A 16,797-nucleotide genomic window follows, 5' to 3' on the forward strand; every position below is an offset into this window, starting at 1 on the left:
TCCATGCCGTGGCTTGTGATGGCGGCGCTGCTGGCGCTTGCGCTGCTCAGCGCGGCGCTGACCTGGGCGGCGCGCGGTTACGCCCTGCGTCGGCAGTTGCTGGACCAGCCCGGAGAGCGCCGCAGCCATAGCGTTGCCACGCCCCGCGGTGGGGGCATTGCCATCGTCATCAGCCTGCTGGTGGCCGCCGGCGTGGCCATGTGGGCGTGGCCGCAGGCCATGCCCAGCCTGTTGGTGGCCAGCCTCGGGCTGGGGTTGGTGGCCGGCATCGGCTGGTGGGACGACCACAGACCGCTGCCGGCGATGCGTCGGCTGATGGTGCACTTCATCGCCGCCGCGCTGCTGGCGGGGCTGGTCAAGGTGCACGGCGGCAGCTGGCTGCTGGCGGTGCTGGTACTGCTGTTCACCGCCTCGCTGATCAACATCTGGAACTTCATGGACGGCATCAACGGTATCGCCGCCAGCCAGGCCGTGGTGGCCGCGCTGGGGCTGGCGCCGGTGCTGCCGTGGCCGTACTCGCTGGCGGCCATCGCACTGGGCCTGGCCTGCCTGGGTTTCCTGCCGTTCAATTTCCCCGGGCCCGGATCTTCATGGGCGATGTCGGTAGTGGCGCGCTCGGCTATGCGGTCGCCGTGGTGCTGGCCATCGCCAGCGTGCGTACCGACATCCACTGGATCCTGCTGCTGGTGCCCATTTCGCCGTTCCTCGTGGACGCAGGCTTCACACTGCTGGCGCGCATCATTTCCGGACAACGCTGGATGGAACCCCATACCCAGCACGTCTACCAGCGCGCGGTGCAGGCAGGAGCCAGTCACCCCCAGGTGACAGGGATGTACTTTGCTTTGGGCCTGTTCAGTATTACAGTGTTCAATGTCTGCTCGAATCTGCAGCCGAGGTGGGAGGCTGTCGTGGCGGTCGCGTGGTTCATCGCGCTGACTGTCCTTTGGCTCCTCCTGCGCAATGGAATGCGCCATCGACAAGGAACTACCTGACTTATGGCTTCACCCTGGCGGGACAGAATTCTCGGCCTGATGCCGCGTTCGGCCATCGTCTGCCACGACCTGTTCATGGTCTGGGCATGCTGGCAGTTGCTCCATGCAGGGCGCTACTCGATCCTGCCCAACGCGCCGGCGTTGCCGCTCTGGAATGTCGATACCACCCTGGTGCTGCTGCTGCAGGGCCTGGTGTTCTGGCGGGTGGGCCTGTATCGCGGGCTGTGGCGTTTCGCCAGCGTCAGCGACCTGCTCAACATCTTCAAGGCCAGCTTCATCGGCATGGTCGCCATCGTCCTGGTGCTGATGTGGAAGCGCTTCGACGGTGTGCCGATGTCGGTGCTGGTGATCTATCCCTTCGCGCTGTCGGCGCTGCTGGGCGCACCGCGCCTGTTGTACCGGGCCTGGAAGGACTACCAGGCACTGCAGTCCGATTCCAGCGCGCGCCGGGTACTGATCCTGGGCGCCGGCCAGGCGGCCGAAACCCTGGTACGCGACCTGCGCCGCTCCGGCAATTTCGAGCCGGTCGGCCTGCTCGACGACGCCCCGCACCTGCGTGGGGCCAAGCTGCAGGGCCTGCCGATCCTGGGCACGCTGGACGATGCGCCGACCGTGGTGCGCGAAACCGCGGCCAAGCTGCTGGTCATCGCCATTCCATCGCTGGATGCCGCTGGCATGCAGCGGGTGGTCGCCATCTGTGAAAGCACCGGCGTGCCGTTCCGCACCGTGCCCAAGCTCAGCGACATCCTGCAGGGCCAGTCGTTGCCGGGCCAGCTGAAGGAAGTCGCGATCGAAGACCTGCTGGGGCGCAAGCCGATCATGCCGGACTGGAACCTGATCCGGGGCTGGCTGGGCGGACGCACGGTGATGGTGACCGGCGCCGGTGGCTCGATCGGCTCCGAGCTGTGCCGGCAGTGCGCGCGACATGGTGCCGGCCGCATCATCCTGCTGGAAATCAGCGAGCTGCTGCTGTTGACCATCGAAGGCGAGCTGCGCCGCAGCTTCCCCGATGTCGAGATCGAGGCCGTACTCGGCGATTGCGGCGACCCGGCGGTGATCCGTCACGCGTTGTCACTGCATCCGGTCGATACCGCCTTCCACGCCGCCGCCTACAAGCATGTGCCGGTGCTGGAGCGGCAGCTGCGCGAAGCGGTGCGCAACAACATCCTGGCGACCGAGAACGTGGCCCGCGCGTGCCTGGAGGCACGGGTGGAGCATTTCGTGTTCATCTCCACCGACAAGGCGGTCGATCCGGTCAATGCGCTGGGTGCGAGCAAGCGCTACGCCGAGATGATCTGCCAGAGCCTGGACCAGAAGTCCACGCACACCCGTTTCGTCACGGTCCGCTTCGGCAACGTGCTGGCCTCGGCCGGCAGTGTGGTGCCGCTGTTCCGCGAACAGATCCTGCGGGGCGGTCCGATCACCGTCACCGACCCGGAAGTCAGCCGCTACTTCATGACCATCCCCGAGGCCTGCCAGCTGATCCTGCAGGCGGCCGCCTCGGCGTCGCATGGCGCCATCTATACGCTGGACATGGGCGAGCCGGTGCCGATCCGCGTGCTGGCCGAGCAGATGATCCGCCTGACCGGCAAGCAGCCGTACAAGGACATCCAGATCATCTACACCGGCCTGCGCCCCGGCGAGAAGCTGCACGAGACGCTGTTCTATTCGGACGAGGATTATCGTTCGACCGCGCATCCGAAGATTCTCGAGGCCGGCGTGCGCGCGTTCTCGCGCGACCTGGTGCTGGGCAACGTGCCGCGCCTGCGCGAGGCGATCGCCAGCTACGACACCGCCAGCATCCAGGAAATCCTGTTCACGACGATGCCGGAATTCTCGCCGATCGAACAGGACGCTTACATTTCATCCGCTAAAGTCGTGCCTTTCCCGGCACGTGAGGCCAACAGGCACCAATGAGCAAGCGAATTCGCAAGGCGGTATTTCCCGTGGCAGGGCTGGGCACGCGTTTTCTGCCCGCAACCAAGACCGTGCCGAAGGAGATGCTGCCCATCATTGATCGTCCGCTGATCCAGTACGCGGTGGACGAAGCGATTGAAGCGGGCTGCGACACGCTGGTGTTCATCACCAACCGCTACAAGCACGCGGTGGCCGACTATTTCGACAAGGCCTACGAGCTGGAGCAGAAGCTCGAGCGCGCCGGCAAGCAGGAACAGCTGGAGATGATCCGCCACGTGCTGCCCAACGGCGTGCGCGCGATCTTCGTCACCCAGGCCGAAGCCCTGGGCCTGGGCCATGCGGTGCTCTGCGCCAAGGCGGTCATCGGCGACGAGCCCTTTGCCGTGCTGCTGCCGGACGACCTGATCTGGAACCGTGGCGACGGCGCGTTGAAGCAGATGGCCGATCTCAACGAAGCCAGTGGCGCCAGCGTGATCGCGGTGGAAGACGTGCCGCATGACAAGACCGCCAGCTATGGCATCGTCGCCACCGAGGCGTTCGATGGCCGCAAGGGGCGTATCTCGCAGATCGTGGAGAAGCCCAAGCCGGAGGACGCGCCGAGCGATCTGGCCGTGGTCGGCCGCTATGTGCTGAGCCCGAAGATCTTCGAACTGCTGGAGCAGACCGGCAGCGGTGCCGGCGGCGAGATCCAGCTGACCGATGCGATCGCGCAGCTGCTGAAGACCGAAGAGGTCGACGCCTATCGCTTCGAGGGCACGCGTTTCGACTGCGGTACGCACCTGGGTCTGGTCGAGGCGACGATCCGCTTCGCGCTGGACAACCCGAAGCTGGCCGGCCCGGCGCGGGAGAAGCTGGCGGCGATGCTGGCGGAATAAGGGTTCTATCAAGCGCTCCGTGCAGCGCCTTGATTGATACGTGATGGGCGGGACGGGTGGGCCTTTGCAGGACACGCCGTAAACCCGTCCATGGGGGCTCGATGGCGCCATCCATGGCGCCAACGGTCCTGCAAAGGCCCACCCGTCCCGCCTGTCAGATTTCCCGTGGGCGCGGACGGGAAGGGCGGAATCAAGGGCAGAAGCAAAAGCAAAAAAGGCAGCCATTGGCTGCCTTTTTCGTGGATCGGGGTCAGATCCCTTTGCGCTGCAAAGGGCTCTGCCCCCGGCCTTTGACCCTGCCTTTGCTCATCCCTCCGCCGCGCGGAATGTTGGGTGGCGCGGGTGGGTGAGGCTGACTGGGACCGTTGGCGCCATGGATGGCGCCATCGAGCCCCAGGGACGGGTTCACGGCGTGTCCCGGGCAGCCTCACCCACCCGGGCCCCACAGCCAACCAACAATCAGTCGGCAACGCCTTGAACCTTACAGCGCCTCGAAAATACCCGCCGCGCCCATGCCGGTGCCGATGCACATGGTCACCATGCCGTACTTCTGCTGGCGACGACGCAGGCCGTGCAGCAGGGTGGCAGTACGGATCGCGCCGGTCGCACCCAGCGGGTGGCCCAGGGCGATCGCGCCGCCCAGCGGGTTGACCTTGCTCGGGTCCAGGCCGCAATCGCGGATCACCGCCAGCGACTGCGCGGCGAACGCTTCATTGAGCTCGATCCAGTCCAGCTGGTCCTGGGTCAGGCCGGCCTGCTTCAGCGCCTTCGGAATCGCGGCGATCGGGCCGATGCCCATCACTTCCGGACGCACGCCGGCCACCGAGAAGCTGACGAAACGGGCCAGCGGGGTCAGGCCGTAGTCCTTGATCGCCTGCTCCGAGGCCAGCAGCACCGCACCGGCACCATCGCTCATCTGCGAGGAGTTGCCGGCGGTGACGGTGCCGCCGAACTGGCCGTTGCGGAACACCGGACGCAGCTTGGCCAGGCCTTCAGCGGATGAATCCGGGCGCGGGCCTTCATCGGTATCGGCAATCTTGTTGCGGGTGATGATGCGCTGGCCATCGGCCAGGTCCGGCAGGTGCGAGACGATCTCGTACGGGCTGATCTCATCCTTGAACTCGCCGTTCTGGATCGCGGCCATGGCCTTCTGATGCGAGGCGAGGGCGAAGGCGTCCTGGTCTTCGCGCGAGACCTTCCACTCTTCGGCCACCTTCTCGGCGGTGATGCCCATGCCGTAGGCGATGGCAACGTGGTCGTTGTCGAACACGCTCGGCGCCATCGCGATCTTGTTGCCCATCATCGGCACCATCGACATCGACTCGGTGCCGCCGGCCAGCATCAGGTCGGCGTTGCCCAGGCGGATCGCGTCGGCGGCCTGCGCCACGGCCTGCAGGCCGGAGGAGCAGAAGCGGTTCACGGTCTGCGCGGCGATGGTGTTGGGCAGGCCAGCCAGCAGCACGCCGATGCGCGCCACGTTCATGCCCTGCTCGGCTTCCGGCATGGCGCAGCCGATGATCGCGTCATCGATGCGGTTGACGTCCACCCCGGCGCCTGTGCGACGACGCTGCGCAGCACGTGCGCGAGCATGTCGTCGGGGCGGGTGTTGCGGAACATGCCCTTGGGCGCCTTGCCCACCGGGGTGCGGGTGGCGGCGACGATGTAGGCGTCCTGGATTTGCTTGGTCATTGCGGTGATCTCATGAATGGGTTTTGCCGGTGTGCCCACCAAGGTGGGCACCTACCAGAGGCGGAGGCGTGCCGACCAACGGTCGGCACCCACCAAAAGCAGGGGGCGATCAGTTACGCAGCGGCTTGCCGGTCTTCAGCATGTGCGCGATGCGGGCCTGGGTCTTTTCCTGCTGGGCCAGTTCAACGAAATGCTTGCGCTCCAGGGTCAGCAGCCACTCTTCGTCGACCAGGGTGCCGCGATCGACCTTGCCGCCGCACAGCACGGTGGCGATGCGCTCGGCGATCTCGTAGTCGTACGGGCTGATGAAACGGCCTTCCAGCATGTTGACCAGCATCATCTTGAAGGTGGCGATACCCACGTCACCGGCCACCTGGATGCGGCGTGCCGGCAGCGGCGGGCGGTAACCGGCTTCGGCCAGCGCGCGGGCTTCGGCCTTGGCGATGTACAGCGCCTCGTAGCTGTTGAACACCACCTTGTCGGTGCTGCGCAGCAGGCCCAGTTCCTGGGCGTTGACCGCCGAGTTGGACACCTTGGCCATCGCCACGGTCTCGAAGGTCTTCTTCAGTTCGGCGAACACGTCACCGCCCGGGCCGGCGGCCTGCGAGGCGCGCACGGCCAGTTCCTTCAGGCCACCACCGGCCGGCAGCAGGCCCACGCCGGCCTCGACCAGGCCGATGTAGCTTTCCAGGAAGGCCACGGTCTTGGCGCTGTGCATCTGGAACTCGCAGCCGCCACCCAGGGCCAGGCCACGCACGGCGGCCACCACCGGTACCAGCGAGTACTTGATGCGCTGGCTGGTGCGCTGGAAGTTGGCCACCATTTCTTCGAACTGGTCGACCTTGCCGGCCTGCAGCAGGCCCAGCGCGCCGGCCAGGTCGGCACCGGCGGAGAAGGGTTCCTTCTGCTGCCAGATCACCAGACCCTGGAAGTCCTTCTCGGCGCGGCTGACGCACTCCTGCAGGCCATCCAGCACCTGGTCGGACACGGTGTTCATCTTGGTCTTGAAGCTGACCACGGCGATGCCATCGCCGTCATGCCACATGCGCAGGCCGTCGTTCTCGAACACGGTCTCGCCCGGCGCGAACTTTTCGCCCAGCAGCGGATCCGGGAAGCGCTGGCGCTGGTACACCGGCAGCGACGAGCGCGGCAGCTTGGCGTTGCGCGACGGGCTGTAGCTGCCTTCGGCGGCATGCACGCCGTCGCGGCCATCGAACACCCAGTCCGGCAGCGGGGCGTTGCTCATGCTCTTGCCGGCCACGATGTCATCGGCAATCCACTGCGCCACCTGCTTCCAGCCGGCAGCCTGCCAGGTTTCGAACGGGCCCAGCGACCAGCCGTAGCCCCAGCGGATGGCGAGGTCGACGTCGCGTGCGGTCTCGGCGATGTCGGCCAGGTGGTAGGCGCTGTAGTGGAACAGGTCGCGGAAGGTCGCCCACAGGAACTGCGCCTGCGGGTGCTGGCTCTCGCGCAGCTTGGCAAACTTCTCGGCCGGGTTCTTGATCTTCAGGATCTCGACCACTTCCGGTGCGGCGGTGCGGTCGGCCGGACGGTAGTCCTGCTTCTCCAGGTCCAGCACCACGATGTCCTTGCCGACCTTGCGGAAGATACCGGCACCGGTCTTCTGGCCCAGCGCGCCCTTGGAAATCAGCGCGTCCAGCCACTTCGGCGACTTGAAGAACTCATGCCACGGGTCGTTCGGCAGGGTGTCGCCCATGGTCTTGATGACGTGGGCCATGGTGTCCAGGCCGACCACGTCGGAGGTGCGGTAGGTGGCCGACTTCGGGCGGCCCACCAGCGGGCCGGTCAGGCCGTCCACTTCATCGAAGCCCAGGCCGAACTGCTGGGTGTGGTGGATGGTGGACAGGATCGAGAACACGCCGATGCGGTTGCCGATGAAGTTCGGGGTGTCCTTGGCGTACACCACACCCTTGCCCAGGGTGGTGACCAGGAACGCTTCCAGGCCTTCCAGCACCGCCTTGTCGGTGGTGGTGGCCGGAATCAGCTCAGCCAGGTGCATGTAGCGCGGCGGGTTGAAGAAGTGCACGCCGCAGAAGCGGTGGCGCAGCTGCTCGGGCAGCACGTCGGCCAGCTTGTTGATGCCCAGGCCCGAGGTGTTGGAGGCCAGCACCGCGTGGTCAGCCACGAACGGGGCGATCTTCTTGTACAGGTCCTGCTTCCAGTCCATGCGCTCGGCGATGGCCTCGATGATCAGGTCGCAGTCCTTCAGCTGTTCCAGGCTGGTTTCGTAATTGCCGGGGGTGATGGCTTCGGCCAGCGACTTGCTGGCCAGCGGCGCCGGGCTCAGCTTGCCCAGGTTGGCGATCGCCTTCAGCACGATGCCATCGGCCGGACCTTCCTTGGCGGGGAGGTCGAACAGTACGGTGTCGACGCCAGCGTTGGTGAGGTGGGCGGCGATCTGGGCACCCATGACGCCGGCACCCAGCACGGCGGCGCGGCGGACTAGCAGGGAATTGGACATGGTGTAGGGCCTTTGTTGGTCAGCAGTTACGGGGTGGGTCGCACCCGATGGAATCAAGGGGAAGCGGGCAGGGCGCTGGCGCGTGCGGCGGCGCGGAACCCGGCTTCGGCGAAATGGATCAGTTCGTGGGCGGCATGGGCACGATGCGCCGCTTCGGTGACACCGGCGGGACGCTTGATCAGCCCGAAGTCGGCCATCGCATAGGTCAGCGAGCCGGCCAGGAAGTCCAGGCGCCAGTACAGCTCTTCCTTGCTCAGGTCGGGAATGCACTCGCCGATGGCCTTGCCGAACGCACGCAGCACATGGCCGTAGTGGTCGGACAGGAACTTGCGCAGGTTGTCGTTCTTCTCGGCGTAGGCGCGGGCGATCACGCGCACGAAGGCGCCGCCGTTCTGGCGGTCCTGGGCCAGCGCCAGCGCCGGTTCGACGAAGGCGGCCAGTACCGGGCGCAGCTGGCCGGGGTGTTCGGCACGGGCGCGCTCGAGCTGTGACAGGCGGGCGCCGGTCATCTCGTCCATGCGACGGCGGAACACCTCGTTGACCAGGTTTTCCTTCGAGCCGAAGTGGTAGTTGACCGCCGCGATGTTGACGTCGGCCTGGCTGGTGACCTGGCGCAGCGAGGTGCCGGCGAAGCCGTGCTGGGCGAACAGCTCCTCGGCGGCACCGAGGATCCGGTCCTTGGTCGAGAAGTGGGCGGGCTTGGCCATCGGTGGGCGGACCTTAATCAAACGATTGTTTGATACTAGAACCAGACGGTAGCGTATGGCATTTTGCAGTGCAGCAAAACTGCCCGGGGCGGTCAGAATCCGCTCAGGTGGGTGAATGGGGGCCTGAACCTGTAGAGCCGAGCCCACGCTCGGCTGCCTTTCTGGCCAAAAGCAGCCGAGCATGGGCTGGGCTCTACAGGGGGCGCTGGCCGCCCTCTACCACGGCAGCGCTTTATCTTTTACAATTCGCCTACGTTTATCAGGCTAAGCCCGCGTCCCGACGCGGGTTTTTTCATGTTACCCTTCGGGCCATCAGCGGCCCGATTCCATTGGAGACATCCCATGGCGCTGGAGCGCACCCTTTCGATCATCAAGCCGGACGCCGTTGCCAAGAACGTCATCGGCGAAATCTACGCCCGCTTCGAGAAGGCCGGCCTGAAGGTCGTGGCCGCCAAGTACAAGCAGCTGTCGCGCCGTGAAGCCGAAGGCTTCTACGCTGTGCACCGCGAGCGTCCGTTCTTCAACGCGCTGGTCGAGTTCATGATCTCCGGCCCGGTGATGATCCAGGCCCTGGAAGGCGAGAACGCCGTCCTGGCCCACCGCGACCTGCTGGGCGCCACCAACCCGAAGGAAGCCGCTGCGGGCACCATCCGCGCCGACTTCGCCGAATCCATCGATGCCAACGCCGCCCACGGCTCGGACTCGGTCGAGAATGCCGCGATTGAAATCGCCTACTTCTTCGCCGCCACCGAAGTCGTCTCGCGCTGAGAGTAATGCCGTGAACGAGGTCGTACAGTCCCCCGCCATCCAGCCGCTGCCGAAGTCGGCACCCACGGCTGGCAAGCAGAACCTGCTCGACCTCGATCGCGCGGGCCTGGAACAGTTTTTCGTCGAAAAACTCGGCGAAAAGAAGTTCCGTGCCCATCAGGTGATGAAGTGGATCCACCATCGCTACGTCACCGACTTCGATGAAATGACCGATCTCGGCAAGGTCCTGCGCGCCAAGCTGCAGGCCCATGCCGAGGTCGTTGTCCCCAACATCGTGTTCGACAAGCCCTCCGCCGACGGCACCCACAAGTGGCTGCTGGCGATGGGCGTGGATGGCAAGAACGCCATCGAGACCGTGTACATCCCGGACAAGACCCGCGGCACGCTGTGCGTGTCCTCGCAGGTCGGCTGCGGCCTGAACTGCACGTTCTGCTCCACCGCCACCCAGGGCTTCAACCGCAACCTGACCACTGCCGAGATCATCGGCCAGGTGTGGGTCGCGGCGCGCCACCTGGGCAACGTGCCGCACCAGATGCGCCGCCTCACCAACGTGGTGATGATGGGCATGGGCGAGCCGCTGATGAATTTCGACAACGTTGTGCGCGCCATGAGCGTGATGCGCGACGATCTGGGCTACGGCCTGGCCAACAAGCGCGTGACCCTGTCGACCTCTGGCCTGGTGCCGCAGATCGATCGCCTGTCCGCCGAAAGCGACGTGTCGCTGGCCGTTTCCTGCATGCGCCGAATGACGCGCTGCGCGAAACGCTGGTGCCGTTGAACAAGAAGTACCCGATCGCCGAGCTGATGGCTTCGTGTGCCCGCTACTTGCGCGCCAACAAGCGCCGCGAATCGGTCACCTTCGAGTACACCCTGATGAAGGGCATCAATGACAAGCCCGAGCATGCCCGCGAGCTGGCCCGGCTGATGCACCAGTTCGACAACGCGGTGCAGGCCAGGGACTCTGGCAAGGTCAATCTGATCCCGTTCAACCCGTTCCCGGGCACCCGCTACGAGCGCTCCGAAGAGGCGCATATCCGTGCCTTCCAGAAGATCCTGCTGGACAGCAACGTGCTGACCATGGTCCGCCGCACCCGTGGCGACGACATCGACGCGGCCTGTGGCCAGCTCAAGGGCCAGGTGATGGACCGCACCCGCCGCCAGGCCGAGTTCAACAAGACGCTGCAGGCGGGGAAGGGGAGCGATGCCGCGGCCTGACCGCCTCTGGCTGGTCCTGTTCGCAGGCACGCTGGCCCTCGCGGTCGGCGGCTGCAAATCCCATCCCAAGGCCAGGCTCGGACCGAGCGAGGCGCCGGTGTATTCGGTGCGCGACCCGGATGGGGTGCGCCGCCAGGTGCGCCTGAACGACCTGCTCACGCTGGCGGCCCGCGACATGCAGGTCGGCAATCTCGACGGTGCCGAGCGCAAGGCACGCGAAGCCATGAAACTGGCTCCGGGTGAACCGGACGCGCTGGTGCTGCTGGCCGGCATCGACGAGCGCCGTGGCCGCACCGTGCAGGCCGGCGAGGGCTTCCGGCGGGCTGCCGAGCTGGCCCCGACCCGCGGTGACGTGCTCAACAACTATGGCGCCTGGCTTTGCCAGCAGGGGCGCCCGGCCGAATCGCTGGCGTGGTTCGACCGTGCGCTGCAGGCACCGGGCTATCCCACGCCGGCCGAAGCCCAGGCCAACGCCGGGGGCTGCGCGCTGGACGCTGGCCAGTTCGAGCGTGCCGAACGCGACCTGCGTGCCGCGCTGGCGACGGTGCCCGGCAACCCGGTTGCACTGGAAGCGATGGCACAACTGAGCTTCCGCCAGGGCCGCTACATGGAGGCTCGCGCCTTCGCCGAGCGCCGTATGGCGGCTGCACCGGCAACACGTTCCGTGTTACAACTTGCCTCTCAAATCGAAGCGCGGCTGGGCGATCGGGCGGCATCTGATCGCTATCTGCAGCGGATTCGACAGGAATTTCCGCAGGATGCGGGCTCCTAACTCCAGGGTTGATGCATTGTGATTGATGACCAGACTGTGAGCGCTCTCGAGACTGCGGCCGGCTGTGGCACCCGCCTTCGCCAGGCCCGTGAGGCGGCCGGACTGACCCTTGAAGACGTTGGCTCGCGCCTGCGCATGCCCGTCCAGGTGGTGAAGTCCCTGGAGGAAGAACAATGGCAGAAGCTGGGGGCGCCGGTGTTCGTGCGCGGCCAGCTGCGCAGCTATGCGCGCCTGCTGAACGTGGATATCAGCCAGCTGCTCGAGCAGGCCCAGGTCGGGCCGGTGGTGCCGCCGACGCTGGTCAGCCATACCCATACCCCGCGCGCGCGCCGCATTGCCGAAAACCTTGGCCGGCGCATGCTGTATGTCGGCATCACCGCGGTGCTGGCGGTGCCGGTGTGGTTCGCCACCCGCGGCCATTTCGATGGCAGTGCCAGCTCCTCGCCGAGCACCGCGTCGCTGGATGCGATTCCGGCGGCGGTGCCAGTGGCCCCGTCTGCGGCCGGTGTCGAGCCTGCCGCGCCGTCCGATGCCGGCAGCGCGCCGGCCAGCAAGCCGGCAGCCACCCCGTACGTGGCCTCGCTGGCCCCGGTGCCGCGTCCTGCGCCGGCCCCGGCGGCGGCCGGTAACACGCTGGAGATGCAGTTCAGCGGCGACAGCTGGGTCGATATCGGTGGCCCGGACGGCGCCACCGTCGAGAAGGCTCTGATCAAATCCGGCGAGAGCCGCAGCTTCACCCCCGGCCAGGTGGCCCGGGTGACCCTGGGCAACGCCTCGGCGGTCCAGGTTCAGCAGAATGGCGCTATCGTCGATCTGACCCCCTACCAGCGAGCCAACGTGGCACGCTTTCAGGTATCCTCTGAAGGCTCCGTAGTCCCGGTTTCGCACTGAGGCGCGGTTTCACCACCTTCGATTAAACCCAATGGTCCCTCCCGATGGGCGGGGCGAGAGTACGCATGGCGATCGACGATCTGCTCGACGAGCACGAACAAAGTGAACGCGTCCGCAGCTGGCTGCGGAAGAATGGCGCCAGCATCCTCGGTGGCGTGGTCATCGCCATCGGTGCCATTGCCGGCTGGCAGTGGTACCAGAAGGATCAGGGCGGCAAGCTGGCCTCGGCCAACGTCGAGTACCAGAAGGCGCTCGAAGGCCTGCAGCAGAACAAGCTTGACGATGCCGCCAAGGCGGTCAAGGCGCTTGAGGCCGGCCCGTCCAGCATCTACGGCGACCTCGCGGCGCTGCAGCTGGCCAAGGCCCAGGTCGATGCCGGCAAGAACGAAGAAGCCCTGGCGACCCTGCGCGCGGTGAAGGTTGAAGGCGACCTGCAGCGCGTGGTCGACCAGCGCGTGGCGCGCCTGCTGGTGGCCACCGGCAAGAGCGATGAGGCGATCAAGCTGCTGGGCAGCGCCACCGACAGCAGCAGCCTGGAAATCCATGGCGATGCGCTGCTGGCGCAGGGCAAGCGCGATGACGCCCGTGCACAGTACGAAAAGGCGCTGAAGTCGCTGGACGTGGCAGCGCCGCAGCGGCGCCTGCTGGAAACCAAGGTTATGGACGCCGGCGGCACCGTCGCCGCCCCTGCGGAGTCGGTTTGATGAGTCAGAAGGTCATGATCACCCGCGTCGCCACCGTGCTCCTGATGGGCATGGCCCTGACCGGCTGCAGCACCATGAAGGGCTGGTTCGCCGGCAAGGACGCGGCAGCGAAGAAGGCGCAGGAGCCGGCTGAACTGGTCAAGTTCGAGCCGACCGTGAAGGTCAACAAGATCTGGTCGGTCAACCTGGGCAAGGGCGAGCGCCGTATCGGCGTGCGCCAGGGCCCGGCGGTGGCCAACGGCCACGTGTTCGCTGCGGCGATCACCGGTGGCGTGCATGCCATCGACCTGGAGACCGGCAAGAAGGCCTGGACCTGGGAGCCGAAGAAGGAAAAGAAGAAGGCCAAGCTGCGCCTGTCCGGCGGCCCGGGTGTCGGTGAGAACCTGGTCGTGGTCGGCACCCTGGACGGCCAGGTCATCGCCCTGGACATCAACGACGGCAGCGAGAAGTGGCGCGCCCGTGTTCCGGGTGAAGTCATTGCCGCACCGGCCGTGGCCCAGGGCCTGGTCTACGTGCGCAGCAACGATGGCCGCGTGACCGCCTTCGATGCCGGCAACGGCACCCAGAAGTGGTTCAACCCGAGCGAGCTGCCGGCGCTGACCGTGCGTGGCAACGCGCCGGTGGTGACCGGCCCGGGCGTGCTGTTCATCGGCAAGGACGAGGGCTCGGTTGCAGCCCTGGCCCAACAGGATGGGCGTACCCTGTGGGAGCAGAACCTCGGCAACGGCGAAGGCCGTACCGAGCTGGAGCGCATGGCCGACGTCGACGGCGCGCCGGTGCTCGAGGGCAACACCCTGTATGTGAGCAGCTTCAAGAACCAGACCATGGCCATCGAAGGCCCGACCGGTCGCCCGCTGTGGGCGCGCGACCATGGCGGTGCCGGTGGCGTGGCGGTGTCGTCGGGCAATGTGTTCGTCACCGACAACAAGGGCGGCGTGTTCGGCCTGGACAAGGCCAGCGGCGCGGCCATGTGGTCGCAGACCGAGCTGGCGCGTCGTTCGCTGACCGGTCCGGCGTTGCACGGTGACTACGTGGTGGTCGGCGACTACAAGGGATACGTGCACTGGCTGCGCACCTCCGATGGTGCCATGGCGGCACGGGCCAAGAGCGGTGGCGACGCCCTGCTGGCCCAGCCGGTCGTGGTGGACGGGGTGCTGCTGGTGCAGAACGTGGATGGCAAGCTGACCGCCTTCCGGTTGGCAAATTAAAAATTGGAGTAATCGCGATGCTGCCTTTGGTCGCCCTGGTTGGACGGCCGAATGTCGGCAAGTCGACTATTTTCAATGCGCTTACGCGCACCCGTGACGCGCTGGTCCATGACCAGCCCGGTGTCACCCGTGACCGCAACTACGGCGTCTGCCGCCTCGACGAGGACAACCATTTCCTCGTCGTGGATACCGGCGGTATTGCCGGTGAGGACGAAGGCCTGGCCGGCGCCACCACGCGCCAGGCGCGGGCGGCTGCCGCCGAAGCCGACCTGATCCTGTTCGTCGTCGATGCCCGCGAGGGCACCTCGGCGCTGGACGACGAGATCCTGGCCTGGCTGCGCAAGCTGTCGCGCCCGACGCTGCTGCTGATCAACAAGATCGACGGCACCGACGAGGACAGCGTGCGTTCGGAGTTTGCCCGCTACGGCTTCGGCGAGATGCTGACCGTCTCGGCCGCCCATCGCCAGGGTCTGGACGACCTGCTGGATGAAGTGATCCAGCGCCTGCCCGAAGAAGGCAGCGGCGAGGAGCTGGACAACGATCCGAACCGCATCCGCATCGCCTTTGTCGGCCGCCCGAACGTGGGCAAGTCGACCCTGGTCAACCGCATCCTCGGCGAGGAGCGCATGATCGCCTCCGACGTGCCGGGCACCACCCGCGACTCGATCGCGGTGGACCTGGAGCGCGATGGCCGCGAATATCGCCTGATCGATACCGCCGGCCTGCGCCGTCGTTCGCGCGTGGACGAGGTCGTCGAGAAGTTCTCGGTGGTCAAGACCATGCAGTCGATCGAGCAGTGCCAGGTGGCCGTGCTGATGCTGGATGCCACCGAAGGCGTGACCGACCAGGACGCCACCGTGCTCGGTGCCGTGCTCGACGCCGGCCGCGCGCTGGTGATCGCCATCAACAAGTGGGATGGCCTGACCGAGTACCAGCGCGAGCAGGCTGAAACCATGCTGTCGCTGAAGCTCGGCTTCGTGCCGTGGGCTGAATCGGTGCGCATCTCGGCCAAGCATGGCTCGGGCCTGCGCGAGCTGTTCCGTGCGGTGCACCGCGCGCACGAATCGGCGAACAAGACCTTCACCACCAGTGAAGTGAACAAGGCGCTGGAAGTGGCGTACGAGACCAACCCGCCGCCGACCATCCGCGGCCATGTCTCCAAGCTGCGTTACGTGCACCCGGCCGGCGCCAACCCGCCCACCTTCATCGTGCACGGCACGCGCCTGAAGGAGCTGCAGGAGTCGTACAAGCGCTACCTGGAGAACTTCTTCCGCAAGCGCTTCAAGCTGATCGGCACGCCGGTGAGCTTCATCTTCCGCGAGGGTGCCAACCCGTACGAGGGCAAGAAGAACGTCCTCACCGAGCGGCAGGTCAAGGCCAAGCGGCGCTTGATGAAGCACGTCAAGGGCAAGTGATGGGAAAAAGGCGGCCAGAGGGCCGCCTTTTTCGTTCGCGCTTTGTGGTCGCCTTCCTCAGGCGTGGCCCCACGGCAACAGCACGCCACGGAACCTCATCTTTCCTGACGACAGGCGGTCATACGCCTCGCTTGCCTGGTCAAGATCAAAGGTCTCGACCATCGGCTTCACCTTGCCGGCGGCGGCGAGCTGCAGCACTTCGCTGAGGTAGTGCTGGCCACCATGGGTGGCGCCGATCACCCGCTGACGCATCATGTGGAATGGCACGCCTTCGGACGAGATCGAGAAAGGCTGGCTGAAGTCCAGGCCGCACAGCACAACGCGCCCGTCGACACGCAGGCCGGTCATCGCTTCTTCGGCCGAGCTGAATTCATTGGTGGTCACCAGCAGCACGTCGGCGCCGCCGATGTCCTTCAACTCCTTGCCATTGGCCACGACCTTGTCGGCGCCCAGCTGCTGGGCGAGCGCATGCTTGTCTGCGGAATGGGTGATGGCGATGGTCTCGAAGCCACAGGCCTTGGACAGCTGCAGGGCGACATGGCCCAGTCCACCAATACCCAATACCGCGATCTTCTCCCGTGGCTGGGGCGCCGCATCGCGCAACCCACTCCAGGTGGTGTATCCGGCACACATCATCGGCGCCGCGTCCACGTAGGAGAGGCCGTCAGGCAGCAGTACCGTGCCTTCGGCGGAGATGGCGATGTACTGTGCGTGTCCACCCTGCGCGGCGAAGCCCGTGGTGCGGGGTGCATCGCAGTTCATCGCAGTCTGCCCGGACAGGGGGCGGCTCTCGCGGCAGTAGGGGCAGCGTCCGCACGCGGACTGGACCCATGAGGTGCCCACGCGATCACCCACCCGGCGCGTGTGCACGCCCGCGCCCACTTCCACGACCTCGCCGACCACTTCATGCCCCGGTGTCTGCGGGTAGATGTCGCCGCCATAGCCCTGGGTTGCCCATACGTCCGTGTAGCACATGCCCGATGCGTGGACCTTGACCAGTACCTGGCCCGGTTCGATCACGGGCATCGGCACGTCCTGGACCTGCCACGGTGCATTCGGCCCGGTCATCACAACCGCTTTCATCGTCTTCATCGTCTTGATCCTGTCCCGGTGGGTGAGCGCCGAGGGCGTGTGCCCGCCGACACCCGGAGCGTAGAATCGG

General features: G+C 66.3%; 11 protein-coding genes and 3 pseudogenes. 10 read left to right on the forward strand and 4 right to left on the reverse strand.

The window, feature by feature from the left end; all coding sequences use genetic code 11:
• Positions 1–3 precede the first annotated feature (3 nt).
• The 3 genes and pseudogenes from N4G47_RS07190 (at position 4) to galU (ending at position 3,784) form a co-directional block, all read left to right on the forward strand.
• A pseudogene (locus N4G47_RS07190) lies at positions 4–992 on the forward strand (MraY family glycosyltransferase).
• A gap of 3 nt (positions 993–995) precedes the next feature.
• Entirely contained in the window at positions 996–2,909 is a 1,914-nt protein-coding gene (locus tag N4G47_RS07195) for a polysaccharide biosynthesis protein (RefSeq protein WP_249844262.1), read from the forward strand.
• On the forward strand, positions 2,906–3,784 hold the full coding sequence (gene galU, locus N4G47_RS07200) for a UTP--glucose-1-phosphate uridylyltransferase GalU (RefSeq protein WP_057498118.1): 879 nt from the start codon (positions 2,906–2,908) through the stop codon (positions 3,782–3,784). The genes N4G47_RS07195 and galU overlap by 4 nt, the downstream gene beginning before the upstream one ends.
• A gap of 481 nt (positions 3,785–4,265) precedes the next feature.
• Here the strand turns inward: galU and N4G47_RS07205 are convergent.
• From N4G47_RS07205 to N4G47_RS07215, 3 genes and pseudogenes are all read right to left on the reverse strand, one after another.
• Positions 4,266–5,473, reverse strand: a pseudogene (locus N4G47_RS07205) (acetyl-CoA C-acyltransferase).
• 109 nt (positions 5,474–5,582) lie between these two features.
• Entirely contained in the window at positions 5,583–7,955 is a 2,373-nt protein-coding gene (locus N4G47_RS07210) for a 3-hydroxyacyl-CoA dehydrogenase/enoyl-CoA hydratase family protein (protein WP_475286108.1), read from the reverse strand.
• A 53-nt stretch (positions 7,956–8,008) separates the two neighbouring features.
• On the reverse strand, positions 8,009–8,662 hold the full coding sequence (locus N4G47_RS07215; RefSeq protein WP_107232306.1) for a TetR/AcrR family transcriptional regulator: 654 nt from the start codon (positions 8,660–8,662) through the stop codon (positions 8,009–8,011).
• A gap of 342 nt (positions 8,663–9,004) precedes the next feature.
• On the opposite strand from N4G47_RS07215, the gene ndk reads away from it, so the two are divergent.
• From ndk to der, 7 genes and pseudogenes are all read left to right on the forward strand, one after another.
• The gene (ndk, locus tag N4G47_RS07220; RefSeq protein ID WP_008265389.1) at positions 9,005–9,430 is read left to right on the forward strand and encodes a nucleoside-diphosphate kinase; all 426 of its coding nucleotides are present in this window, start codon (positions 9,005–9,007) and stop codon (positions 9,428–9,430) included.
• A gap of 10 nt (positions 9,431–9,440) precedes the next feature.
• Positions 9,441–10,645, forward strand: a pseudogene (rlmN, locus tag N4G47_RS07225) (dual-specificity RNA methyltransferase RlmN).
• On the forward strand, positions 10,632–11,417 hold the full coding sequence (pilW, locus tag N4G47_RS07230; RefSeq protein ID WP_107232308.1) for a type IV pilus biogenesis/stability protein PilW: 786 nt from the start codon (positions 10,632–10,634) through the stop codon (positions 11,415–11,417). The pseudogene rlmN and the gene pilW overlap by 14 nt, the downstream one beginning before the upstream one ends.
• Before the next feature lie 18 nt (positions 11,418–11,435).
• Positions 11,436–12,308, forward strand: a complete 873-nt coding sequence (locus N4G47_RS07235; protein ID WP_475286111.1) for a RodZ domain-containing protein — start codon at positions 11,436–11,438, stop codon at positions 12,306–12,308.
• Between the two features lie 65 nt (positions 12,309–12,373).
• Positions 12,374–13,012, forward strand: a complete 639-nt coding sequence (locus tag N4G47_RS07240; RefSeq protein WP_107232310.1) for a YfgM family protein — start codon at positions 12,374–12,376, stop codon at positions 13,010–13,012.
• Entirely contained in the window at positions 13,012–14,220 is a 1,209-nt protein-coding gene (gene bamB / locus N4G47_RS07245; RefSeq protein WP_475286114.1) for an outer membrane protein assembly factor BamB, read from the forward strand. Before N4G47_RS07240 ends, bamB begins: the two co-directional genes overlap by 1 nt.
• A gap of 17 nt (positions 14,221–14,237) precedes the next feature.
• On the forward strand, positions 14,238–15,635 hold the full coding sequence (gene der / locus N4G47_RS07250) for a ribosome biogenesis GTPase Der (protein ID WP_107232312.1): 1,398 nt from the start codon (positions 14,238–14,240) through the stop codon (positions 15,633–15,635).
• Between the two features lie 57 nt (positions 15,636–15,692).
• Here the strand turns inward: der and N4G47_RS07255 are convergent, their stop codons facing one another.
• Positions 15,693–16,727 (reverse strand): alcohol dehydrogenase catalytic domain-containing protein, encoded by a 1,035-nt coding sequence (locus N4G47_RS07255; RefSeq protein ID WP_475286117.1) that lies wholly within the window; start codon positions 16,725–16,727, stop codon positions 15,693–15,695.
• Between the last annotated feature and the right edge of the window lie 70 nt (positions 16,728–16,797).

It is taken from the genome of Stenotrophomonas sp. GSD10 (genome assembly GCF_056172695.1).